Origin of the sequence: Photobacterium sp. GB-72, assembly GCF_003026095.1 — a bacterium.
Taxonomy (GTDB): domain Bacteria; phylum Pseudomonadota; class Gammaproteobacteria; order Enterobacterales; family Vibrionaceae; genus Photobacterium.
In genome coordinates, this window is sequence record NZ_PYNV01000021.1 from 42,170 (window position 1) to 66,694 (window position 24,525).

Below are 24,525 nucleotides of genomic sequence, written 5' to 3' on the forward strand. Positions count from 1 at the left end.
CTATCCAGTTCGTCTCTGATTATTAATTAGTCGATACTGGCGTTTCAAATGTTAAGACGGGATCATTTTCATCTTCCAAATGATAACGGCTCAACATACCTTGTTGTTGTTGCGCGATGACAGCGACACGTTCAGCTTCATCAACAAGCGTATCAAGCTGGTGATTATTTTGTTGAGCACGACTTGCAACCTGCTCCAAATTTTGGGCAACATGTTGTGACGCTCGTTCTTGTTGTTGTGTCGCGACGGCAATCGTCACCATTTGTTGATTGATATCTGAAATAGTATTTTTGATCAAATTTATAGCTTGTTGCACATCACTGCTACGTTCAATAGACGACATCATTTCTTTACGACTCACTAACATCGCTTCATTGACGTCATCAGCCGCTTTATGAAGCGAGGCTATCGTATTGCGAATAGACTCTGTTTGTTGATTCGTTTCACTTGCCAATTGACGAACTTCATCTGCAACAACAGCAAACCCACGGCCTTGTTCTCCCGCTCTTGCTGCTTCAATGGCTGCATTTAAAGCCAGTAAGTTAGTGTTATTCGCGATAGAACTTATAAGCTCCACGACTTCTGTAATTTCTTTTACGTAATTATCTAACTCTTGCATTCGCTTTTCATTAATAGCGAATTGCTCTTCTAATGCTAATAAGCCTTGAGTACTGCACTCAATAATCCCAACACCATTTAAAGCTAATTGTTGAGCCTTTTGCGCTTGTTTTTCTGATTCAGAGCTACTTTGCGAGATCTCTCGAATAGATCCTTCAAGTTGTGTCATCGATGTTGTTACAACAGCCAATTCCTCACTTTGATTTTGTAGCGCAACACGCGAAGTTGTAGAAGCGTGCATGCTTAATTCAGCAGCACTGGTTAACTCATTACTGTTAGTAATTAACTGCTGTAGTGATTCTCTATCATGTTCACACAGATCGTTGAGCACTTGTGCTAACTGAGCAAATTCACTAGCAGCATTAGTATTTGCCTTAACCGTTAAATTCCCCTCACTAATTTTATTTACAACGTCACTAATATGTTCAATCGACTTTTTCACTACGCGGCTTATCCACGTTCCTGCAAGCACTGAAATAATTAACCCAATGATGCTAAAAATTAGGAACATTTGTCGTGCATCATTGCTTGCATGTGTAAAACCATTTTCACCATTTTTAATTAAGCCATGTGATTGCTGGGTAATCACTTGGAGTAAATCCATAATCAAACTAGTTTGGTGTTTAACTTCGGTATATTTAATGCTTTGTTCTTCATTGAGTTTCAATACATTTAAATAACGTTCAATATATCCCTGTTTGGCAAATAACTTTTTTACCATTTCAAATGGCACAGTGAGGCTTGAAAAATCATTTATCGCACCATTTTCACGTACCAATTCACCCCAAGCATATTTCATCCCTGATAAATTCGTACGTTTAAGATCTTTTGCTATCAACTTTGCTTTAACCAAATCAGGTTCTGTTACTAACAGCATCAAGTTACCGCTTAACTCTACAGCATGATTTAAAAAGTTAGTGACATTACTCATCGCATACTCGTTATCAGAATATAACGTTATACCAACACGACTCATTTCCGAACGAACAGATGAAACCGCATAGTTCATCGTTGAGCGCTCAGTTGCTAGCTTTTCTTTATTTAGAATAATTTCTTTTTGAATGGAATAAATATCAAACGCTAATTGATTAATGGATTCAACTTCAGACAAGTATTTTTCTGCATATTGTTTTAACCAGTTTATCTTATAAGTTTTTGCTAGTATCTCTAACTCTTTACCTGCATCTTCACCTTGGCTATGCATATTCTTATAAATAGCAAATGTTTGATTCAGTGACTGTTCATTATTACTCATCAACATATCACTTAAGCTTTGCTCAACTTCTAATGCACTTGTCACAATCGCGGCGTTTTTTAATGATACTGGCACCGCTTGGTTGCTTAATACATCAAACTCTCGGGTCATGTTATTTAATCCATTATTACCCGAAAAAGAAAGCGTAAGACTGATTGTTACCAGTATTGCTAAAACAAACTGAATTCTTAAAACAACAGATAATTTTTTTGCGCGATGTGCTTGCTTCATTAACCTATCCTCAGAACATTGTTAAGAGAGAAAAGTAAAAAGCAAAATGCTAACTACCAATTATTAATATTATGAATACTCTCTATGGAGCATTAAGGTAATAATTAATTGTTAAAGAAATATTTCAATTATTTATTTTATTAATATTCGTGTTTTTAATGATAATAGACATGAATTAAGTTCTACTTAACTCACATTCCATATAGGGATTTTTGATGGTTTTTTATATGACAAAATACAGCATAAAGTTGAAATAAAATATGACATTAAATGCCTTATTCCTTTTCTGCATTTATTAAATGGATTAACTACATTAAAATTTTTAATAAATTTTTAAAATTGCTGAGTCAAATAAGTTTTTTACTAAACTAATAAAGTCTTCTAAGAAACTAATTTGCACATCAGAAGCTTCACATAACCAAATTCCTTCAAGAACTTGATTGAGATCAGCAAGAACTAAATCAGCTTCTTGCATTAACTGAAAACGAACATCTTGCTCAATATCAGGGTTTTGCGAAAATACGGTCATCAATTGCGTTGCGATTAAATCAGTGACGACATCTTCTATAGTAATGCTTTTTTCAGATACGGATAACCCTTCAAATAAGGTTAAACTTGAGGCTAAATACTCAACTAAAGCTTCATATCCTTCTGTATTTACGACCAGATTTTCCACAATACTATCCATATATAATCAGAAAATTTTATATACTTTACTCTTTATTTTTTCATTAACCAATATTTCTGTTGAATTCATCGATATTTTTTACATTTGTCGCTAGTGAAGTAAATTTACCATCCGCTTGCATTACTGTCGTTTGATTTCGCCCTTTATTCTTCGATTCATACAGAGCAGAATCAGTTTGTTCTAGCCATGATTCATAGTTGGTTATACCTGGGTGTAACTGGCACACACCTAAACTTATCGTGACATTAATTGTCTTACCATCAACAACAACATTCGCCTTTTCTACTTTTTTACGTAATCTTTCAGTAAAATAGCTGGTCATATCTGCCGTAGTTCCAGGTAAAATCACACCAAACTCTTCTCCCCCATAGCGCCCTGCTATATCGCTTTGCCGTTTTGCTTTTCGAACGATGTCAGCAATCGTTTTAATGACGGCATCACCAGCAACATGGCCATAAGTATCATTAACATTTTTAAAATGATCGATATCAAACATAACTAGTGTCATCGATTGATGCATTTGCTGATAGTGTTCAAACTCTTCAACTAAACAATTTTCCCAATGCCCACGATTATACAGCTGGGTTAATCGATCTGTGATACTAAGATGAGTTAATTGCTCGTTTGACTCCCTTAGGTGGTTTTTATTTTTAGCTATATCCGTGACATCTGTAATCGTTAAACAGATATGAGTATATTCACCAGTCAAAGACTTCAAAGGTGTTAATGTCATGTTTTGATACATGAAATCAGCACCTCCAGAGATTGGACTAAAATTACTAAACTTGAATACCCAAGGACGATCTTCCCATGCAGAAAAAGAGCGCATTCGTAATTTAAATGTTGATGATATTTTATTTTTTAGCCAATTCTTAGGTAAATTCTCTACAACATCAAATAAAGGCTTACCCATTATTTGATCGGTTGATATACCGCTATATGCCTGCATAAATGTATTCCATGCATATACATTGTAATCTTTATCCAATATCACAATCCCTGCATCCAAATGATCAAGGACCTGCATGGTTAAATGAAAATCAGCTAATGAAATATCACTCAATTTAATGTTTCCATAATCTGGTGAATAACTTTAGTGGAGTGACTATCCATCATAAATAGTACTTCACATTCAAGATCCAGTGTTTCAGCTTTATATACGTATTCCACGGTAAAAAAATCACTCTCTTCATGCTCTTTCTGACTCAAATTCATATATTCTTCTAAAATGATTGGCTGCCGAACTGAGAATGGAATACTTATTTGTTCTGATAAAGCAACGAGAAAAGAAGAAACCATGATATTACTAATATCAATAACAACTTCATTTTTATCTTCATTTGTTTGACTAAAACCCAATTTTTCGCCAAACGAAAGAATATCTTTACCGCGTAAATCAACTAAAGCTTCACCATGAATACCACCACCGACAAACCGCTGAGCAATTGCAATTGATTGATGATCACTACGAATATCAGCAATTGTCATAGCAAGATCGCTACTTTGCATAGTGGCGACATATGGCAATGGCATTTTAATAAACTCACCAAGATGGTCTGAAATAATTGCAGCACCACGACCAAGTGAGATATTTGCGATTTCTCTAAAACCTTCAATATAATCAACAGATAAAGTGTTATCGTTCGCGGTTGTATTTGTTAACACCGTGATTTGTAAATTCGATAGCAGTTGTTTGAGCTTTTTCTTGTCAAATGGCTTTGACAAAAAATAATCGGCACCAAGCATCAAACAACGCCTTGCTGCTTCTTTTTGGACATCTGCAGAAATAATCACAATTGTAGGCTTATAACTGAAACTCGGAAGTCGTTTTAATACTTCAAAACCATCCATGATAGGCATAGTCAGATCTAGAAAAACGACATCAATATTATTTTTAGCTATTTTATCTAGGCCATCACTACCATTTTCAGCATAATATAAATTTATGTCATAGCTATCCTTCAACAAACGCGTCATTGATTTATGGACTAGCGGTGAGTCATCACAAATTAGTATATTTTTCGCCATAACAATAGATTAGGATCTTTTTAACATTAATAAAAATATCATAGAGATATTGTTACAAATATCTATCATTTGGTTATGAAATTTAGTTGATAAGTGACATTGGTCTAATTTTTGACTTTGGTTCCAAAAATTACATTACAACAGAGTGATAAGTTTATCGATGATATTCGGATAAGCTTGTATTTATACTCGTAAAGTGATGTTGCCGTTATAATAAGATGACTATAAATGACCATAATTTCACGGTATTCTAATACTGTCCATTTGGATGTATGAAAATAAATTAACACTATATTAATTATGTAAGGTTTGTCAGTATGAAGGTTATTCGCTGGATTCTTGGGCGTATTATTCTTGTCCTAAATTTTATTTTTTCTCCTCGCGGGATAAAACGCTCTTCCGAACAGCAAAATGAGGTCAACAAAGCGGTAGCTAAACTCAAGTTATATCAATTTGATGCATGCCCTTTTTGTGTAAAGGTACGTCGCGAAGCTAAACGACTAAGCTTACCGTTAGAAACACGTGATGCAAAAGTATCACCTTGGGAGCAAGAATTAATCGAACAAGGCGGTAAGCGCAAAGTTCCTTGTTTACGCATTGAAAAAGAAGACGGCGTTGAATGGATGTATGAGTCTAGCGATATTATCGCCTATCTTCAAAAACGTTTTAATGGCTAGGTTACAGAGTTAAAATCCTCCCCAAATAACCTTTTAATAACAACGACTAAAGTTCCCTCTTTTGATGCCGATAAACAACCGTTATTGTTTTATCGGCATCTTCTCCACTTTATTAAAGCAACTATTTAGTGGCTGCCTTCAACATCTTGATACAACAGGACGTACAATGAGAAAATTAAAAACCGTCACTACTGATGATATTCTATTAAAACTGTGCCAATCACTTTCCGATGTCTTATCTAAAGCAACAGAAACTGACGTTTCCTATTCCGCCATGGTACAAAAAATTAATAAAACAAGTTTAAAACCTGATATTGGCTGCTTTGTACTATTTGATGGCGGTTTTACTGGTTTAGTCGTTACAAACTTTACCAACCAAGCAGCAATGGAGCTTTATAAAGAATATATGCTACGTATGGGGATTTCTGAAGATGAGCTCGCTGTACATCATACCTCTGATGAGGTTGCGAATATTCTTGGTGAATTAATGAATCAAGTCGTTGGGGATTTTACGGGTAAGATCGGACGTGAGTTAAAAGTCTCAATTACTCAGAACCAACCAAAAATGTTAGCACTCAACAAACAAATCTTATTATCTGTTGATACCAACTTAGATCGCCCTCAAGCTCGTCGTGTTAGCTTTACTACAGCCAAGAACAACATTTTCTATCTTGAATTTGCTATGGATAAAACCGAATTTATCCAACTAGAAGAATTTGAACAAGACACTCAAGACACCGACAGCATTTTTGAATCAGCCAAGCTTGAACAACAAAAGGAAAATGCTAAAAATCAAACGTTAAAAGATATTAACGACCAAGATCTCTTTGATCAACTAGGCATTTAATCTAATAGGTTTTAATGAATATTTAATAGGCAATATATTACTCTCATGTATTGCCTTTTCTCAAAACAAATATCGGTGTGAGATATTAGTCACATTTTATATCTATTCCTCCTGCTAACCACTCTTTTCCCCTTCAGTTTAATTTACAAAATAGACTTTTAAGTTTACCTTCTTTGCGAAATTATTTGATGAGAATGCTGTAATGACACACAAGCGTATTACTAGTTTTGAATCTGGGCGACTCATTGCTTTACTCGCAATTATAGGCTTACACAGTCAAGTCTTTATGAAAACACCGTTGATTTTCGGAGAGCCCCTCATTGGGATGTTCTTAAATCAAATGAGTCGTTTTGCTGTGCCGCTATTTTTCATTATTGCAGGTTATTTTTATTACCCAAAATTAGTCGCCAGCACGTCAAAAGAAGATGTTTTAGTAAAGTACGCAAAACCTCTGCTCATTATGTGGTTAAGTTGGAGTGTTGTTTTTCTAATAATCCCTTTTAACTTTTCGATACTACTCAGTGACGGTTACCTTGCCGAGCGCAGTAATCACTGGAATAGTTTACTTGCAAACCCAATAAATACTTTGTTTGAAGGTTCTCTTGTACACTTGTGGTACATCCCTGCTCTAATTTGCGCGATAAGTATCATAACCTTGTTACATAAATATCGCCTTGATAACCTACTATTACCTGTTGGTTTAATATTATTCATTTATGGTTGTGCTGCAGGCAGCTATGTTCCAATTACAAATATAGAAGCACCAATTTTAACCCGTAACGGCCCCTTTTTTAGTACGTTATTTGTTGTATTAGGTTATGAAATACATCGTCGCCAGATAACATTGAATACCAAACTAAGCTTAATTATTGCTAGTATTGGTTTTGCTGTATTTTTAATAGAGGCAAATTACCTCTATTTCTTTGCTAATGGTGCCTTTTATCATGATTTCTTATTAAGTTCACCAGTATGGGCTGTAGGGATTTTCTTATTTCTTCAAGATAAGTCTAATTTTGGAGAACAGTTAAAGCCAACAGCATTTAGTAAAGATATTTTAGGTATATACCTCTGTCATTTACTTATTGTTATTTACTTTTTTAATTTGGTTTTCATGCTTAATATCAATCCGATATTATCCAGCTTTTTAGCATTACCTTTTGCTTTTATCATTTCATTCCTCTTAGTGAAGCTCTTACGGAAACTCCCTTTTGGGTATCTATTAGTTCGCTAACAGCATGAAAAAAGCCCTCTCGTTTACACTTGAGGGCTTTGTTCATTTACATATTTTTATTTTACTGCAGCATCAAAAACCAGTTTGCCTAATCGATACAATCGTTGAGCTTGCTCGGTATAATCAATACGATCGCCATCAATACGACGACGATTTAACTGGGTATTGATACCCTCTTGATACACCTCTTGAATCGTCTCTTGAAGTACATCTAAGTTATAAGTCAATCTTTCACTACTAACAGATAATGGAATGATAGTGTCGCTTTTCATCAAGTTTTGGTTGTAATTAACGGCATCTAAAATGATTTCCCCTTTCTTGGTTTGGATATCATTCAAATCATAAGGGGGTAACCATTCATCAACAGGCTTCAGCTTATCCACCTGATTAACAAGAACAATGATCTTTGGTGCTTTACGATGCTGATTTTTCGGTTGTGTATAAAAATCTTCAATCATCTGTTTTAACGTAATATCAGCTTGGCGCGATGATTGATTCGCTTTAAGTACCCACAACACCACATCACTCTGCGTAACTTGTTTTAACAGCATTTGATTAATACTTTCAGTACCGTCAATACCAGGTAGATCAATTAAATTAATCACATCGGTTCCTTCGACTTCGCAACGATAGGTTGTTGCTTTATCTGTTGAAGGTAACGCACTAATTTCTGCCGACATCTCCCCTAGTAAACCATTAACCACAGATGATTTACCCGCACTAATTTGCCCTATTACTGCAACACGTAGTGGTTCAATAGGAACCGCTCCAGCCTGTTGATCTTTGTCATGCATTTTACTGTGCGGAACGGAAGCATCATCAAGTTTGAAATGACCGCTATAAAGATCGATGGCGACTGAGGCAACTTCTTGTAGCAAGGTCATTTTTAGTTTGGTTTGCACTTCTAAGCTGACATCATCAAACAGCTTACCTAACACTAATCCGCGCGCTTCTGCTAACCATCCTGTTGGTGTTGCAATACGAAATAATCGATAGACATCATAGGCAGATTTCGCATAGCCCACTTTATCCTTTAACTGATAGCCTTGCTGAAGGCTCTTTAATGTTATTTTCTCAGCAAATGGCACATGCTCTTGTAAAAAATAACGATAACGCCGACTTACTTCTTCCACCATAAGTAAAAACTCAGGAGCAGTAAAAGATAGGCGTTGGGCTGATTTACCTTTATTAAAACGATCCGCGACTTCTGCAACTAAGACATATGCATGCGCTTGTAATGACTCCCACTCAGGTGCATCACTCAGTTGTTGCTGAATGATCAATGTTACTTCTTGCCACACCTGATTTTCATGCGCTCCCCATTGAGGATTACCTTCCACATGCAATGGGGCTAAATCATCACTGACAGCATCACTCACTACTCTTTTTCGGCGAATAAACCAATAAGGGACAAAAACAATCAAACACGAAATTGCAATTAAAGCGAAAAACAGTATCCATTGGCCATTATTGATTAATGCGACAATACCAAAGCCTGATAACACGACAACTGGCAATAAAATAGCAACAGCCACCAGCGGAATAAAACCATCTGATAACTGACTAATAAGTTGATAACTCTTATTTACGCGCTTCATGGCTATCCTTACTATCAAGATTATTTTGATTAACTTGCTGGTCAGCCACTTTTTTAACTGATTTAAACGCTTGTTGATACGTTGTCTTTAATAACTCTTTCGATACGGTTTCACCTTTACTCCGGTGGTAGAGGTACATAGCGGCGGCACGGCCAATCGCATAAGAGGATGAAAAGCTCATTGCGGCAGCCGTCGCACTACCGACAGTTTGCCCATAAGCGGGAATAAATTTTACTAACTGATTAACGCTTAACTTGGAGATATAATGCAATAAGAAACCCGATCCAAGCATACTAATAAATTCTGCATAGTCTTTCTTATTCCACGTCACACCATATTGATTGGCAAGGCTGTGTAACATTTTTCCTTGAATAGCTGGAACCGTAAATAAGCCAATGGCTGGAATCGCATCACTCGCGCCTGCAGCACCTGCATACCATAAGACTTCTTTACGTAATCGCTCGAAGTTTTGCTCTTCTCTATTACTGTGAGCCTGTTTATTTGAGAGAAGGCTCAACATAGGCAGCGTTTCAGAAAGCACAGCATTTAAGGTATCTAAGCCGATGTACTGTTGCTCATCAGGGATCAAATCAACCCCAATTGGCTGATAAGTATTTAATTGTTCATCCGTATTTTTCGCTTGCCATACGGACTCTTTAATACCCCATACTTCCATAACACGCTGATGATTATAAAAAATGGCTCGCTCGCGTTCTTGGCTATCATTCAGGCTATTTATTGCCGTGTGAACAACCAATAAATGTTTAATTTTGCCTGAACGCTTAATGGTTTTTAACGCCTCAAGAACCGATGATTGTTCTGGTTCTTCAGCTTTCATGATAACGATCAGTGCATGGCTTTTACCGCTACACATCGCTATGTCCTCAGCAGGATCATAATTAGCTTCTGCCAAACCTCGGGTATCTAGAAAACGAACTAATGGGCTATCTGTTGGGTATTGGTAAACTTCTGCAGTACGTGTGCACGGTTGAAAACCGTTACCGATCTCAACCGCACTACTTCCTGTAATGGTTTGAATAACCGTCGATTTACCCGCACCTGTTTTACCCAAAAGCCATAATGTTGGAATATGCTTTTGCCATTCATCGAATGCGGGCTCAAGCTCTGGATTAACCGTTGGGTTAATATAATCATAAACTTTCTTGAAAAAACGATTCATTGTTTATAAATACTCAATAACGTTCAAAAACAACGACTATCGCTTTTATCAAACGATAGTTAACTACTCATCACGACCTAAATGCTTACTGCCACTAGAACTGACTAAACTCGATACTACAATTGCCATATAAAACACGCCGACAATAGCTTCTAAATATGCGAAAACTTTCGCAATCGAAGAGACCGGTAAAATATCGCCATAACCTAATGTCGTTAAGGTAACAAAACTAAAATACGCCGCATCAGAGAAATTTTCATGCCATGGCCCTGAATTGATACCATGAATTGAATCGGGGAAAACACGAACAAGAATCAAATACGCAATCGCCCACATTAATCCAAGCAATAAAAATAATGCCATAGAGCCAATGATCTTATTGGTATTTATTGAGCCTGTGAACAGGATCTGACGCATAATAGATTTAAACGTGCCAAAAAAGAATACAAACATCAGCGATAGCATAATAATTTCAATTTCTTCAATACCTAATAGGATTCTAGCAATCATCGCCATAATCCAGATTCCGACCAAAGATGTTAAAAAACGAAACCATGACCTATCAAAACGTAAGCTTAATAAGCAGACAATAAACGTAATGACAGTAAAGGCCTCTAACGCATACTGAACTATGCCATGCGGGATCACTTTTTCTAGTGACGCACTAATTAATAAGCTTATTAAAGCTATCGTCAGAAAAAAGAAATTATTCTGCGAGTTAATTTGTTCTATCTTTTTTTGTAACACAGTATTCTATACTCCATGTAATATACCATCTAATTAAGCTTATCGTGCTAACCGATGATGCGCTTTGGCAAAATGGCCTGAACAAAAAGCTCCAATAATTGAAAGTTCACCGGCTAAACATAATACGGCACACACTTCTGCTAATGCTTGAGAGTGGCCACTTCCATATAAACCTAATAGTTCTAAACACGCTTTTTGGCTAGGGAGATGTGTTCCTCCACCTACAGTCCCTACCATTAAATTGGGTAATGTCACCGATACGCAAAGAACATCATGTTGATTTAGTTCCATTCGCGTTATACCAACAGAAGATTCCGCAACACATGCCGCATCTTGCCCACATGCAATATAAAATGCAGCAAGCGCATTCGCATAATGTGCATTAACACCGATAGTACCGCTTAACGCACCGCCTACTGTGGTCATTTTGCCAAAGTCGACCATTTTTTCAGGGGTCGTATGAAGATATTTCTTCACTAGCTCACGGCTTAAATGTACTTCAGCAGTCACTTTCTTCCCACGAACCGAACGCAACGTTTGTGCCGTTGCTTTTTTATCACCAGATAAATTACAGTCTAGAAAGGCTTCAACAGGTTTAATCGGTGTATTAGCAAGAATATATTCAAAAACGGCATTAGTTGAAATCGTCACCATGTTTTGACCAGATGCGTCACCGGTTAGATATTCAAATACCAAGTAAACATGATTACCTTCCATGCTCAAATTAATGTCTGATAACTTACCGTAGCGCGTGGTTGATTCTGCAATCGTTTTAAAAGTATCGTATTGTGTTGTGACCCAAGTAATAAATTTGCTCGCCTGTACAAGTGATTCAAACGCAAAACCTGGTGCTCGTGTTACGCCTTCATTTAACAATATAGCACTTGCTCCTCCTGCTTCACTGATCAGAAGAGCCCCACGATGATAAGATGCAACTAATGCCGCTTCTGTTGTTGCTAATGGCACAAAGTACTCACCACTAGCAAATAGACCATTCACTTTTAAAGGCCCTGCAATACCTAACGGCAACTTTACTGAGCCAATAAAGTTTTCTATGTTCTTTTCGTAGCAATGCTGTTGTTGCTGAGTTTCGGTATCATACAAAATAGTTTGAGAGTTAATGTTATTCAACACTTCCCAGCGTTTGGCGATGATACGATCACTGATATATGGGTTACGCGGTAACTTTTTTGTTAATTGTTTTACTATGGGATCAAGGCGTTGATGTAATTGCGAAGAAGAAAGCTGACCTAACATGGAGGTCACATAATCCGGACGATGTAAGTTAAATTTTGGCATGAATACAACACATTACTAAATGAATGCGTATTATATCGCTAAACGCACCATTCACTGCTCATGCCAGATAAGATTTAAATTGAGAGACTAAAGCACCATAACATGGTCGCAAAGAATACGGTCCTCTTGGCAAACTAATACCATTTCAGCCATAAACTCACCTTCTGCTTTGCTGAAAAATTGCTTCCACACAATAACAACAGAATCAGGTCTTTTAAACACAGCAACAGGAAAGCGTTCAGTAAAAAAGCCTTTTTCCGATTGGTACTGTTCACACACTTGTTTAAGGTAATCTTTCGTCACAATAGCCTTTAATCGCGGAGTAAAATCGCGAACGTGTGCTGAATGATCTTGCCTTGTTGACGCATCCATTAAGTTATCCATTATAGGTGTTGCTAACAGCAAGATTTCACCATCATCAATAGAAGTAAAATTCATTAAAACCTCTTTTAAATGGGCTTAGTGAGGTTGCTTTGGATAACACGGTACATTTTCAGGTAATTGATACCAGCTCACTTTTTCACTTACCCAAACATGCATTTGTGGCTTGAACATAACATCGTCAACGCAAGCAACAGGCTTAAGTTTAAGCTTAACTGTAGAGCGATCATCAGGGTTAAAATGATAAATACGATTACCACATTCAGGGCAAAATACCGCCGTATTGGTGTTGCCACTATCGGCTTCACGACTCCACATTTTTAATTCACCACTAAATGTAATATCTTCTGCAGCAATCACCGCTGTAATACTAAATGGGCTAGTTGATAGTTTTTGGCACTCTTTGCAATGACAAGCAAAGACTTTTAATGGCTTATTTTTTAATACATAAGAAACCTGACCACACTGGCATTGCGCTTTTATTTCCACAAATAATCTCTCACTTTCAAGTAAAATATCACAGTAACAGTGCCCTGAATTTAAACTTAGATCTTGTTCACAAATATCAGATAAGAAAAAAGCCGAACGAGTCGGCTTTTATCAATATTATTCGTATCCGGTAAGCTCCATAAAGCCTTTTCCTTTATGACTACCATTGACCCGAATAGGTCCTTCCCAATAAGGAAAAATAAAAGGTAACCACTGTTCTCGACGAACAACTGTTGTTTTAATCTTTATGGATTGTGATGGTATCTCGATTTCCCATATTAACGGGAACTGCTTTCCTTTAACGGAAAAATATTTAATCGGTTTCATGCGGATCTGGTGGTTATCAAGCTTAACCACGTTACCATTTTTCCAAGAACGAGAGCCAAAAAAGTAAGGCTTTTCACCGTGTTCACGTAGTTGAGAAACCATCAATGCACTGCCATCATCAAGGTGAATAGAGAACCAATCCCATCCCTGCTGCTGCAAGCTAAGCATACTGCTACTCCATTCACGATCAAACCAACCTTGGCCTTTTACGCGATAGGTTTCGCCATCAAGCTCTAGCATCCCTTTTACATTCAAAAAGGGCGCACTGTAATAATAAGAGGCAATATCTAGCAGTGGGTGTTTCCGGCTATAGCCATTATCACCCTGTAAAACTATCGTTCCCGCTTGTGTGATATCTAAAATTGCTTTCATATTATCATCAGCAAATTCAAGCCGACCGGGAAACGGTGAATTATCTTTTGAGCGCCATGTCCAATTATCTAACCATGCTCGAAATGGGTTTAATACCACCCCTGCTTGCCCTATTCCACCGCGGGCAAAACGCTCTGCTCGCCATGTTTTCTTATCAGTTGTGATCACCGCATGCGCCATATACATTTGTGGCGTTTTCCAACCTTTGGTTTCTTCATCCCCCGTCGCCATTCGGAATAATGTCCATTGCAACGCTATTTGCTTGCCACTTTCAGATTCAAGGTTAGTGGTGAAATACCACCATTCAGCACGATATTCAGGATGTGAACCATAATCTTTAGGAAATTGCAGCTTGTTACCTTTCACTACAGGCTCAAAAACATAGTCGGTTGATTGAGTTAGTGATTCCACAGATTTGCTCGGTGGTTTTTGGTTATCGCAAGCATTTAAAAGCAACGCTAACGTTAGGGTAACTACAACGCGACAGAGCCATATTAATGACATCTTCATTAGAATGACTCCCTTAAAGACAAGATTGCAGAGCGACGAACCAAACGCCAAACAGGCCACGCTCCAGCCACCAACAAGGCTAATAAGGCAGTACCCAATGTCGTCAAATAATCCACAGGGAAATATTGCACTGGCATTGTCCAACCAAAGGAATATTTAAGCACCACATCAATTAATAGCTGGGCAAGAAACAAGCCTAGCGGCAATGCTATCAACGACGTCATCACGCCAATAAACAGCAACTGCCCACCACCAAGTAACGCCAGCTCTCGACCAGTCATTCCCATGCAACGTAGCAACGCAAACTGACGTTGACGTGATACTTCCCCTGCTATTGTGGCAAAAAATAAACCACATATCGCAATGAACAAGGTTAAATGTCCCAGTGTTGAGGTCACAACAAACGTGCGATCAAAAACCCCCATCGCCTCTTTCATCAAGGCTGCATTATTACGAATACGTTCAGGTTGTAAACGGAAACGAGCACCAAGATCGGCAAGTAATTTATCTGGGTTTGCGTTCTTATTAAGGTGAATAGCTAATCCAACTTGCCCTGAATGGGGCCAGAAACGCTGCCACTTAGACTGTGAAATTAATACCTGACCATAAGGGTTACCATAGTCATAATAAATACCGACAATTTTCCAACCTTTATTCATCGGTGCGGGCAAATTAATGATATCTCCGACATCCCAATGATTTTTAAGTGCTATAGACTCACTCACCATAACCGAGCGGCTTTTATGCAGTGTCTTCCAATAGTCATAAGCTGTTTTTTTAACGACTAACGCTTTTTTCTCGCCAGAAGTATCACCAATACTCATGACTTGAATAGTACCAGCGTCAGACGGCGTTTCTTTTTGCCAGCTCCACCAAACTTGCGCAACTTCTGGCTGGTCTTGTAACCACTTAGAGATACGTGGTGCCATATTCATTGATGGACGTATATAAATATCAGCGGCTAACCGTTGCTCTAGCCAACTTTCAGTGGTGTTTCTAAAGCTACCTACCATGGTTTCCATACCAATATTTGATGCTAAAGCCAGCATAAATGCCATCGCAGCAACACCTCGATAGCTCAAACTTGCCGCGGCATCATTAAAAAACCATCGTAATTGTGCCGAGCGACAAAGCTTGCCGAGCCATAAAAACAATTTCCACATCAGATATGGCATGAATAAGCCTGAAGCAATCAAGATAAATGCAATCAGCGCAAAGCCAGCTAGTTGTCCATGAGGCAGTTGATAGATGCCAAAGGCAATCAACATGAAGATACCTGAAAACAATGCTTGCCACGCAAATTCTCGACCGCTAAAGCGAATTAAAGACAAATGAGCTGCGAGCCGTGATGGTTGCGATCTCACTAACCGGATCAAAGGCCAAGTACAGGCAAACGCACAACCAAAGAAAGCAATGGCTAAACTTGCCAGTCCCCACATCCAATGCCACTGAATTTGCAAGCTAACGTTAGCACTATAAAGATCATTGAGAGATGCAGCGACACTCGGCAGTAATTGCTGAGCTAATAACAAGCCCAATAAATTACCGCCAATCAAGCCTAAAACAATCCAAGCGATTAATTCAAAAACTAACGCTTTCGCTATTTGTCCACTGGTGACGCCTAATTGACGTAACACACCGACTAAAGGCTGGCGCTGAGCAAAAGATAGTGACATCGCTTGATAGAAAATAAATAACCCAACCACAAACGATAGCATGCCCATTGCAAACAAATTTAAGTGAAATGCATTAGTTAAGGGCTCTAATTTCGCACTTTGTTTACGTTCTAAGGTTAATCCTGGAGGAAGAATATGAGTTAACTTACTTAATTGTTTTCGGCTCATCTCCCCGCAAACAACAGCAGTGAAACCAGAACTTGGGTTCAATTCTCGCAACAATGCAATATCAGCAATCATACGAGGTTGATTCATTCTTTTGTCTTGAATAATCTCGACTGGACCGATTTTTTTTCCAGAATCTAACGTGATCATACTGCCATCAGACAAGCCAATATAATTTGCGAGCTGTTGACCTATCATGATCGGATAAGGTGGACGCATCAATTTCAGCAGTTCTACCTTACCTTCATCTAATCCATTCGAACCTGAAACAGACATCATTGTAACGGGATCAATACCTAGCAATTGAAAGTCACGTTGCTGATCAGTCACGATGCGATATTCTTCCATCGGCGAGCAAGTTTTCAATCCTGCTCGGCGCATTTGAATATAAAAACCCTGTGGGACTTTCATCCCCATTTGTACGTGGCGAATGCGATAAGGGAAAGGATTAGAAAAAAGTTGTTCACCTTCGCGGTAACTTTCTTTGGCTTGCTGATTTACGGCCATAACGCCAACAAGTAAGGCAATACCTAACGTTAGGCCTAACCATACAAGAACAATTTGAAACGGGTGACGTCGATAATGCCCCCATAACGCATTAACTACGGGGCGTAACATGAAGTTGCCCTCCCTGCAGACGAACATGGCCTTGCATGTGTGATGCGACTTTCTTACTGTGTGTTACAACAAGTAGGGTGCAGTGAAGTTTTTTTGTGAGAGATAGAAGTAACCGAATAACGGCTTCAGCATTGCGTTCGTCAAGGCTACCCGTTGGCTCATCGGCTAACAGGATCTTAGGCTCCATATAAATAGCACGTGCAATCGCTACACGCTGTTGCTGCCCTCCTGATATTTCTTCAGGATAACGCTCTAACAACGGCATAAGATCTAATGCAGAGATCAATTGACGCCATAACTTATCATCTGACGCTAATCCCTTAAGCTGACGGCAAAATTTAATATTATCAGCAACGGTTAATGTTGGTAATAAATTATATTGCTGGAAAACCAAGCCAATATTATCACGCCTAAAGGCCGTTCGTTCTCGCTCTGAAATAGAATGTATGGGTGTGTTGCCCAGCCAAATCTCCCCTTCATCAGGAGTATCTAGCCCTGCAATTAGGTTTAATAACGTACTTTTACCTGAACCACTTTCACCCATTAACGCAACTTGATCACCGGGTTCAAGATCTAAATTCGTTCCTTGAAGCACAAAATGAAATTCGGAGCCGTCACGGTATCCTTTGCAGAGTCCTGCGAGTCGTAACATTTATATCACCAACACTTGAAATCACATCAACTACTTAAAATTTGAGCAATTGATTAAAATAACTAAATAAATACGTCACGCATTTACGCGGCAAATTTACAGCAAATAGCACTGTCATTAAAGTTATTTCAATTGTCAAAGTCGCGATAAATAGTATCACTTAACTTAAGCAACTTATTATTAACAATCTTAACTTTTATAAAAAAATTATAACTTATACTGTGAATTTGTAACCATGCCTAACGTCAATATATTTTCTGTTATTTCATCTGTTATCATGAATATAAAGACGTTAATTCCAGATTGTATTTACATATCTATGACACTTAGCAACATAAAAATCCGTCGATGTTTTTTAATTACGTTATACTCATCGCCTATTTCATAATCAGTAGCTTGCGAATGTATCAATTAACGTTCTCCCTAGAAGAATTTCTCACCCAATATTGGCAAAAAAAGCCAACCATTATTAAAGGTGGCTTTAAGCACTTTGTCGATCCTATCAGCCCTGACGAATTAGCGGGGCTTGCGATGGAAGAAGAAGTTGATTCTCGCTACATTGCAAAAAAAGATGACCAATGGGAAGTCCTGCATGGGCCATTAACCTTCGATAATACGCCAGAAGAGAATTGGTCGTTCATCGTACAAGCCGCTAATCATTGGCATGAAGGTGCAGCACAATTAGTCACTCCTTTTCGTCAACTTCCAGGCTGGTTATTTGACGATTTAATGATCAGCTATTCAACCCCTGGTGGCGGTGTTGGTCCTCATATTGACCAGTATGATGTATTTATTGTTCAAGGCTCAGGAAAACGTCATTGGCGTGTGGGTGAGAAACGCGATGATTATGAGGAAGAGTTTCGTCATTCGGCATTACGCCAGATTAAAGGTTTTGAGCCAATCATTGATGAAGTGTTAGAAACGGGAGATATTTTATATATTCCACCTGGTTTCCCACATGATGGCTATTCTGTGGAAACATCCATGAGCTTTTCTGTCGGTTTCCGTTCGCCTAAAAAACAAGAGTTATTAAGTACCTTTGCTGATTTCGTGATTTCAAATGATATTGGTGATGTCCACTACCACAACCCAGCCCTCTCTACCCGTCGTTGTAATGGTGCGATTTCAGAGCAAGATTACCATGATCTTGAAACCATGATGCGCAGTTTGCTTGATCACCCGCATTTATTAAAACAATGGATGGGCGAACATTTAAGCCAAAATCGTCACGAGTTAGATATTGTTCCGTCTGATCCTGAGTGGAGTAATGAAGAAACCTATCAATGCTTAATGAATGGCGATAGCTTTAATCGCATTAGCGGCTTACGTGCGTTTTATCATGATGCTCAACCTGAGATCATCTTCATCAATGGTGAACAATACGCATTACCCGATGAATGTGCAGAGACCGCAAAACAGTTTTGTGATGAGCAAGTCGTGACTGCTGAATCTCTAGGCAATGCCATTCATCACCCTGCCGTATTAACGCTACTTACTCAGCTTATAAACCTTGGATATTGGTACTTAGCAGAATAAATAAAGTCATGTTATCAGACTAAAAATGGCCTAAATAAGCGGGAGTCAACCTCTTCTTTTAGGCCGTATATTTAAGCGACTAAATTATTCATCCAACGTCGTGAATGTACACGAAACGATGAGGCAAACCATTTAATTAGCTCTTCTAAACCTAATAAAGCATAAACCCACTCTATCGGCCAATGTAAAACAAATGCACAGAATGCGGTGACGGGAATACCGATCATCCATTGCGCAATAATATCTTGATAGAAGCAAAACTTAATATCACCACCAGCTCGTAATACACCAACAATCATTACCATTGGAATACTTTTTAACACCAGAATAACTGCAAAAATATCAAAGAAATGATCAGTTAACGCGCGTACATCTTCTGTTAATCCTGAAAATAAACTTAATAACGGCTGTTTAATTAAAAACATCACACATACCGTTAATAAAGCAAAACCTAAGTTAAGTAACGAGAATGCCCACGCCTTTAAATAGGCTTCATCATTTTTATTGGCACCGAGTAAATTGCCGATAAATACAGCTGACGCATTTGAAATACCGATCAGCATTGCAAGTGACAGTGACTCAATCGGCGTGATCACCGACATTGCAGCAAGCCCATTTACACCTAATTGCCCTATAATCGCATGGTAAACAAAAATTCCCCCCGCCCATGCAAGGTGATTAAATGTAATCGGTAATGATAGTTTAAGAAAACGCTGAATATCTTTTTTATTACAAACAGCTACAACCGTTTGTAAATTAAACGCTAATAAATGTTTTCGCCCATATAAATAAGAGGCCAGTAATATCAGTTCAATACCACCACTAAGCAACGTTGCCCATGCAGCACCTTTGATCCCCATCGCTGGCAAACCAAATTTACCAAAAATAAATACCCAATTAAGGAACATATTGGCACCAATACCAATCGCACTAAAAAAGGTACTAACACCGGGCTGGTGCATCGAACGTAAACCCACAGCGATACCAATACCAAATGCCGCGCCGAGTAAGTTAAATGCCGTAATACGTAAATAATCAGAACCTAACGCGATAACTTTTGGCGATTGTGTCGCAAGGCCCATGATCCATTCTGGCGCAAATAAAAACAGTGCCGCTGCGACTGAAGCAAAACAACCGCTGATCATCACGGTTAAGGCTGTTGCTTCTCGTACTCCTTGCTTATTATTCGCCCCCCAATATTGAGCAGTCAACATCGCACCGCCTGTCGAGACGCCAAATAACATAATAATGGCAACAAAAAAGGCTTTACCTGCAATACCAGCAGCGGCTACTTGGGCATTCCCTAACTGGCCTAACATCAAAATATCGACAAGACTTCGACTTGAAAACAACATTGACTGCAACGCAATAGGTAAAGCAATCCAAAATAACGAACGAAGGAAGCCTCGATCAAATTGTTGAAGAATGAGTGTCGGCATTGCAATAATCCCTAATAACAACAATCGATAATATAATAGTTATTATCGTGTAACCATTGGTAAAATTTACTGATAAACTGTCGTGATAAAGCAGAGTAATTATCTAAAATAAAGCATACTGATAGATAATCAATTTGACGTGAAATGTTATGCTAATCGCGAAAATAACTTGATGCCATACCTATTATTCTGAACTTGGTTACAATTAACAAAAATATAAATCTTTATATCTACGATAACTCTTCTTAAGTCACACCATAAGGAAATGGAGCAATGAGGTAATGAAACAAACAATTCTAGTGGTCGGCGCATCAGGCTATGTTGGTAGCCATTTAGTGCCAGAATTGCTAAATCAAGGTCATCACGTTAAAGCCACAGGACGCAACTTACAATTGCTAAGAAAGCGTGGCTGGAATGATCTTGATAATCTTGAATTAATTTACCTTGATCTCAATGATGATAGTGACCTTACGGATCTCTTTCACGGTGTTGATATCGTTTTCTTCCTTGTACATGGTATGAACCATGGTCATGATTTTATTGATTTTGAATTAGACTGCGCACGCCACTTTAGCCAATATTTAGAACATAGTCAGGTTAAGCAGGTTATCTACTTAGGCGCGCTACAATCTGAAGATGCAGCTTCAACTCACCTGCTAGCTCGTAAAGAAACAGGTAATATTCTTCGCAATAGTGGCAAAACTATCGTCGAATTACGTGCAGGTATCATTATCGGTCCTGGCTCTGCCGCTTTTGAAGTGATGCGCGATTTTGTAAGTCATCTACCTGTGATGCTAACACCACAGTGGGTCAGTTCTCGCAATTCTCCAATTGCGCTTAGAAACTTGTTATTTTATTTAACTGAGCTGATTAAAAAGCCTAATAATGAAAACCTCATTTTTGATGTTGCAGGACCAGAACAACTTACCTACCGCGATCAAATGGTACGTTTAGGTACACTGCTTAATAAGAAAATTCGCGTGATACCGCTTAAATTCTTAAGTCCAGCCATGGCAACTTATTGGCTACGTTTTATTACCTCAGTACCGACCAATATTGCGAGAGCATTGATCAACGGCTTGCAATATGATTTACCAGCTGATGGAAGCAAGTTACAGCAATACATCCCACAAGTCTTAATCAGTTACGATGATGCGGTATCAGAAGCATTAGAGATGAATGATGAGATTATTGATAGTGAGATTTGGGGATTTGACCCTGATGCATTATCGCGCTGGAAATCTAATTATGGCTATTACCCTAAACAAGCGGGCTACACGTTAAAAACCGATGCGAGTGCTGAAGATTTATGGCAACAAGTTCAGCTCGTTGGTGGAAAAGAAGGTTACTTTTTTGCCAACAGTCTATGGCGTATTCGTGAATGGATGGATTCAATGATTGGTGGTAATGCTCTAGAACGTTATCGCCGTGATCCTCAACATTTACAATTGGGCGATCGCATTGACTCTTGGAAGGTGATCAGTCTTGAAGAAAACCATTTCTTATCACTCCTGTTTGGGATGAAAGCGCCAGGTTTAGGGCGATTAGAATTTACCATTAATGATCATGGTGATCACCGCTCAGTGGATATTAGAGCATGGTGGCACCCGAAAGGTTTTAAAGGTCTTTTATACTGGTTCGCTATGATGCCTGCACACCTATTCATTTTTAGAGGCATGACATTACAGTTAGTCAAACGTTGTAAAGCGAAAGCGAAAGATGGACAGATTGATACGGTATAACCTTGGCTTTGCTTGTTATTTCTAACAAAACTTATAGTCCATAATAAAAAACGCCCGATAGCGCATGTTATTTCTAACAGCAATATCGGGCGTTTTTCATTTACGGAATGTCACCATCAACAGATGATATACCGTATTATGCAGCCACTTGTTTTGTTGCACATGTCATTCTGTATGCAGCGATTGGGCCACTGATCAATGTGAACGCAATCAAGATAGAAACAGGGACAGCCGTTATCACAATGAACGATTGCAGTGCATTTAAGCCACCGTCACCTGCAAGCAATAATACCGCAGCAACCACACCCATAGTGATCGCCCAGAACAAACGATGCTTACTATCAGGTTCATTATCACCAGAAACCACCATCGCAATCGAATATGCCATTGAATCACCCGTGGTAACAACAAAGGTTGTCGTCAACACAAGAAACGCAGGTAATAAAATACCGCTTAATGGCAAGTTAGACAGTGATGCTAATAATACCGCCGGTAAACCACCGTCATTCAGTGGGCCAGAAATTACACCCGGTGTTTGTAGCTCAAGGAAAATACCAGTACCACCTAATACAGCGAACCAAAAATTCGTCACGATAGGCGCACCAATCGCAACCGCAAGAACTAAACCACGAATGCTACGCCCTTCTGAAATACGTGCAATAAAGATTGCCATCATCGGTGCAAAACCGATAAACCAACCCCAGAAGAACCATGTCCACCATACATTCCAAGAAGGCTTATCATTCGCTAAGCTTAGCTCGCCAAAATGATGAATGTAATCACCAAACGCGCTACCAAACTCAGTTAAAATAAATTTCGTTGGGCCTAAGAATAGCATTGCTAGTAATAGTCCAAACGCACCAATCACGTTTAAGCGTGATAGCCACTGTAGACCTTTATCCATTCCTGACGCAGCAGAAAGAGAATAAATAGACACAACGACGGCAAGGATCATTAACTGAGATTGAACGTTATTTTCAAGCCCTGTTAGCAACTCTAAACTATAACCTAACTGCGATGCTAGGAAACCAATAGGGCCAATTGTACCTGCGGCAACGGCAATAATTGAGCAAGCATCAATTACACTACCGAACCAATGATCTTCCAACTTCTTTCCAAAGATAGGAAAAAGCAAAGCACGCGGACGTAATTTTACGCCATGTTCATGGTGTGCATACATTAATACAATAGTTGCCAACGTGCCCAATACAGCCCACGCTAAAAAGCCCCAGTGTAAGAACGCTTGACCCAGTGCAGGGTCGACAGCTTGTTGTGTAGATCCAACAACACCTTCAAATGTCGGCGGTGGTGTAATGAAATGGTAAATTGGCTCAGCGGCAGACCAAAATACGCCACCACCCGCTAATAAAGTACACATGATCATCGCTAACCAACGAAAAGTACCGATTGTTGGTTTTTTCACGGTTCCCATCACCTTTTTACCCAAAGGGCTAAAAGCAATGGCTAAAGCAATAAGAAAGTTAACCAGCATTAAGATCTGCCAGCTATAACCAAAAGCATTGGCTGCAGATTCAAAGCTAGTTTGAATTAATGCTGTAAAGCTGGACATATCAGCCAGTGCAGCAAAAATGAATAAGGAAATGAAACCAATAGTTAGAATTGGAACTAGTTTTGCTTCAAAACGAGAAGAATCTGAGTTCAAAGATGTGTTGTTACTATCAGCTATTTGACATGCATTACTTGGCATAAATATCTCACGTTGTTTGTGAGGGACGAGAGATTAGCAGCTAAAAAGCATAAAGACCAGTCAAAAACTCCTTTATTTTCAATAAAAAGACCATGCAATCTATCATTGCATAGCTTTTTAATTGGTAGATCATGACGTTACATATTTATATTACAAATTTTGATTAACGATAAAAAATTGAATATTTATTATACAGACTGTATTGATAGGAAAATAATTACCAAACATCGAAAGTCTTTATTGCTCTAACCATTTCCCATCTAGTATTACAAAATACAGTAGATAATCATGCAGCAATAGCCGTCTAGTTGGCATGTTAACGTCTCTATAATTCGTGGTAATAGGCACAATAATGAGAAAAAGCATCACTTTCACTGCTCACCTCTTCGACTGAGTTTACTCGTCGGCACTGCGATATCACTTAATCGAAGCAAAGAGATCAGCTAATGAAAAATGTTGTCTAATGAAGAAGGGATAAATTCGAATATGTAACAGCAGATTCATCCACAAT

At 38.6% G+C, this 24,525-nt stretch carries 20 protein-coding genes; 5 read left to right on the forward strand and 15 right to left on the reverse strand.

All coding sequences use genetic code 11. The annotated features are described in order from the left end of the window. Positions 1-22 precede the first annotated feature (22 nt). The 4 genes from C9J40_RS18825 to C9J40_RS18840 all read right to left on the reverse strand — a co-directional run bounded on the left by C9J40_RS18825 (position 23) and on the right by C9J40_RS18840 (position 4,820). A complete protein-coding gene (locus tag C9J40_RS18825; protein ID WP_107247663.1) occupies positions 23-2,104 on the reverse strand; it encodes a methyl-accepting chemotaxis protein in 2,082 nt (693 codons plus the stop codon). A gap of 322 nt (positions 2,105-2,426) precedes the next feature. Then, positions 2,427-2,771, reverse strand: coding sequence for a DUF3802 family protein (locus tag C9J40_RS18830; protein WP_158259295.1), 345 nt, complete (start codon positions 2,769-2,771; stop codon positions 2,427-2,429). 64 nt (positions 2,772-2,835) lie between these two features. Next, complete coding sequence (locus C9J40_RS18835; RefSeq protein WP_107247664.1) at positions 2,836-3,855, reverse strand: GGDEF domain-containing protein; 1,020 nt, start codon at positions 3,853-3,855, stop codon at positions 2,836-2,838. Beyond that, complete coding sequence (locus C9J40_RS18840; protein ID WP_107208248.1) at positions 3,852-4,820, reverse strand: response regulator; 969 nt, start codon at positions 4,818-4,820, stop codon at positions 3,852-3,854. The genes C9J40_RS18835 and C9J40_RS18840 overlap by 4 nt, the downstream gene beginning before the upstream one ends. A 317-nt stretch (positions 4,821-5,137) precedes the next feature. Here C9J40_RS18840 and C9J40_RS18845 point away from each other — a divergent pair, with 317 nt between their 5' ends. The 3 genes from C9J40_RS18845 to C9J40_RS18855 all read left to right on the forward strand — a co-directional run bounded on the left by C9J40_RS18845 (position 5,138) and on the right by C9J40_RS18855 (position 7,575). Then, complete coding sequence (locus tag C9J40_RS18845) at positions 5,138-5,497, forward strand: glutathione S-transferase N-terminal domain-containing protein (protein WP_107208247.1); 360 nt, start codon at positions 5,138-5,140, stop codon at positions 5,495-5,497. A 166-nt stretch (positions 5,498-5,663) separates the two neighbouring features. Beyond that, positions 5,664-6,344 carry a DUF3334 family protein gene (locus C9J40_RS18850; protein WP_107208246.1) on the forward strand — a complete coding sequence of 227 codons (681 nt, stop codon included), beginning with the start codon at positions 5,664-5,666 and terminating at the stop codon, positions 6,342-6,344. A 202-nt stretch (positions 6,345-6,546) separates the two neighbouring features. Then, positions 6,547-7,575 (forward strand): acyltransferase, encoded by a 1,029-nt coding sequence (locus C9J40_RS18855; RefSeq protein ID WP_107247665.1) that lies wholly within the window; start codon positions 6,547-6,549, stop codon positions 7,573-7,575. 56 nt (positions 7,576-7,631) lie between these two features. Here the strand turns inward: C9J40_RS18855 and C9J40_RS18860 are convergent, their stop codons facing one another. The 9 genes from C9J40_RS18860 to C9J40_RS18900 form a co-directional block, all read right to left on the reverse strand. Continuing rightward, positions 7,632-9,173 carry a GTPase family protein gene (locus C9J40_RS18860; RefSeq protein WP_107247666.1) on the reverse strand — a complete coding sequence of 514 codons (1,542 nt, stop codon included), beginning with the start codon at positions 9,171-9,173 and terminating at the stop codon, positions 7,632-7,634. Then, positions 9,157-10,353, reverse strand: coding sequence for a YcjF family protein (locus C9J40_RS18865; protein ID WP_107247667.1), 1,197 nt, complete (start codon positions 10,351-10,353; stop codon positions 9,157-9,159). The genes C9J40_RS18860 and C9J40_RS18865 overlap by 17 nt, the downstream gene beginning before the upstream one ends. A gap of 63 nt (positions 10,354-10,416) precedes the next feature. Further along, positions 10,417-11,100: a potassium channel family protein gene (locus tag C9J40_RS18870; RefSeq protein ID WP_107208242.1), complete on the reverse strand. Its 684-nt coding sequence runs from the start codon at positions 11,098-11,100 to the stop codon at positions 10,417-10,419. 39 nt (positions 11,101-11,139) lie between these two features. Continuing rightward, a complete protein-coding gene (locus C9J40_RS18875) occupies positions 11,140-12,399 on the reverse strand; it encodes a hydroxymethylglutaryl-CoA reductase (protein WP_107208241.1) in 1,260 nt (419 codons plus the stop codon). A gap of 87 nt (positions 12,400-12,486) precedes the next feature. Next, positions 12,487-12,837 (reverse strand): hypothetical protein, encoded by a 351-nt coding sequence (locus C9J40_RS18880; protein WP_107208240.1) that lies wholly within the window; start codon positions 12,835-12,837, stop codon positions 12,487-12,489. Positions 12,838-12,858: 21 nt separating this feature from the next. Further along, on the reverse strand, positions 12,859-13,269 hold the full coding sequence (locus C9J40_RS18885; protein ID WP_107208239.1) for a GFA family protein: 411 nt from the start codon (positions 13,267-13,269) through the stop codon (positions 12,859-12,861). A 117-nt stretch (positions 13,270-13,386) separates the two neighbouring features. Next, positions 13,387-14,478, reverse strand: coding sequence for a lipocalin-like domain-containing protein (locus C9J40_RS18890; RefSeq protein ID WP_107247668.1), 1,092 nt, complete (start codon positions 14,476-14,478; stop codon positions 13,387-13,389). Beyond that, positions 14,478-16,937, reverse strand: coding sequence for an ABC transporter permease (locus tag C9J40_RS18895; RefSeq protein WP_107208237.1), 2,460 nt, complete (start codon positions 16,935-16,937; stop codon positions 14,478-14,480). Before C9J40_RS18895 ends, C9J40_RS18890 begins: the two co-directional genes overlap by 1 nt. Next, positions 16,918-17,589 carry an ABC transporter ATP-binding protein gene (locus C9J40_RS18900; protein WP_105060132.1) on the reverse strand — a complete coding sequence of 224 codons (672 nt, stop codon included), beginning with the start codon at positions 17,587-17,589 and terminating at the stop codon, positions 16,918-16,920. The genes C9J40_RS18895 and C9J40_RS18900 overlap by 20 nt, the downstream gene beginning before the upstream one ends. Before the next feature lie 402 nt (positions 17,590-17,991). Between C9J40_RS18900 and C9J40_RS18905 the strand changes: the two genes are divergently transcribed. After that, complete coding sequence (locus C9J40_RS18905; protein ID WP_107247669.1) at positions 17,992-19,125, forward strand: cupin domain-containing protein; 1,134 nt, start codon at positions 17,992-17,994, stop codon at positions 19,123-19,125. Positions 19,126-19,196: 71 nt separating this feature from the next. Here C9J40_RS18905 and C9J40_RS18910 read toward each other — a convergent pair whose 3' ends face one another. Further along, positions 19,197-20,564 carry an MATE family efflux transporter gene (locus C9J40_RS18910; protein WP_107247670.1) on the reverse strand — a complete coding sequence of 456 codons (1,368 nt, stop codon included), beginning with the start codon at positions 20,562-20,564 and terminating at the stop codon, positions 19,197-19,199. 281 nt (positions 20,565-20,845) lie between these two features. On the opposite strand from C9J40_RS18910, the gene C9J40_RS18915 reads away from it, so the two are divergent. Next, positions 20,846-22,306 carry an SDR family oxidoreductase gene (locus C9J40_RS18915; RefSeq protein ID WP_107208234.1) on the forward strand — a complete coding sequence of 487 codons (1,461 nt, stop codon included), beginning with the start codon at positions 20,846-20,848 and terminating at the stop codon, positions 22,304-22,306. Between the two features lie 136 nt (positions 22,307-22,442). Here the strand turns inward: C9J40_RS18915 and C9J40_RS18920 are convergent, their stop codons facing one another. Next, positions 22,443-24,014: a BCCT family transporter gene (locus C9J40_RS18920; protein WP_107208233.1), complete on the reverse strand. Its 1,572-nt coding sequence runs from the start codon at positions 24,012-24,014 to the stop codon at positions 22,443-22,445. Positions 24,015-24,525 lie beyond the last annotated feature (511 nt).

Excerpts from the sequence above, each read along its gene's own strand:
- C9J40_RS18860 (WP_107247666.1), bottom strand. The coding sequence starts at position 9,173 with ATGAAGCGCGTAAATAAGAGTTATCAACTTATTAGTCAGTTATCAGAT.
- C9J40_RS18875 (WP_107208241.1), bottom strand. The coding sequence starts at position 12,399 with ATGCCAAAATTTAACTTACATCGTCCGGATTATGTGACCTCCATGTTA.
- C9J40_RS18825 (WP_107247663.1), bottom strand. The coding sequence starts at position 2,104 with ATGAAGCAAGCACATCGCGCAAAAAAATTATCTGTTGTTTTAAGAATT.
- C9J40_RS18840 (WP_107208248.1), bottom strand. The coding sequence starts at position 4,820 with ATGGCGAAAAATATACTAATTTGTGATGACTCACCGCTAGTCCATAAA.
- C9J40_RS18890 (WP_107247668.1), bottom strand. The coding sequence starts at position 14,478 with ATGAAGATGTCATTAATATGGCTCTGTCGCGTTGTAGTTACCCTAACG.
- C9J40_RS18895 (WP_107208237.1), bottom strand. The coding sequence starts at position 16,937 with ATGTTACGCCCCGTAGTTAATGCGTTATGGGGGCATTATCGACGTCAC.
- C9J40_RS18910 (WP_107247670.1), bottom strand. The coding sequence starts at position 20,564 with ATGCCGACACTCATTCTTCAACAATTTGATCGAGGCTTCCTTCGTTCG.
- C9J40_RS18920 (WP_107208233.1), bottom strand. The coding sequence starts at position 24,014 with ATGCCAAGTAATGCATGTCAAATAGCTGATAGTAACAACACATCTTTG.
- C9J40_RS18880 (WP_107208240.1), bottom strand. The coding sequence starts at position 12,837 with ATGAATTTTACTTCTATTGATGATGGTGAAATCTTGCTGTTAGCAACA.
- C9J40_RS18915 (WP_107208234.1), top strand. The coding sequence starts at position 20,846 with ATGAAACAAACAATTCTAGTGGTCGGCGCATCAGGCTATGTTGGTAGC.
- C9J40_RS18865 (WP_107247667.1), bottom strand. The coding sequence starts at position 10,353 with ATGAATCGTTTTTTCAAGAAAGTTTATGATTATATTAACCCAACGGTT.
- C9J40_RS18845 (WP_107208247.1), top strand. The coding sequence starts at position 5,138 with ATGAAGGTTATTCGCTGGATTCTTGGGCGTATTATTCTTGTCCTAAAT.
- C9J40_RS18905 (WP_107247669.1), top strand. The coding sequence starts at position 17,992 with ATGTATCAATTAACGTTCTCCCTAGAAGAATTTCTCACCCAATATTGG.
- C9J40_RS18900 (WP_105060132.1), bottom strand. The coding sequence starts at position 17,589 with ATGTTACGACTCGCAGGACTCTGCAAAGGATACCGTGACGGCTCCGAA.
- C9J40_RS18850 (WP_107208246.1), top strand. The coding sequence starts at position 5,664 with ATGAGAAAATTAAAAACCGTCACTACTGATGATATTCTATTAAAACTG.
- C9J40_RS18855 (WP_107247665.1), top strand. The coding sequence starts at position 6,547 with ATGACACACAAGCGTATTACTAGTTTTGAATCTGGGCGACTCATTGCT.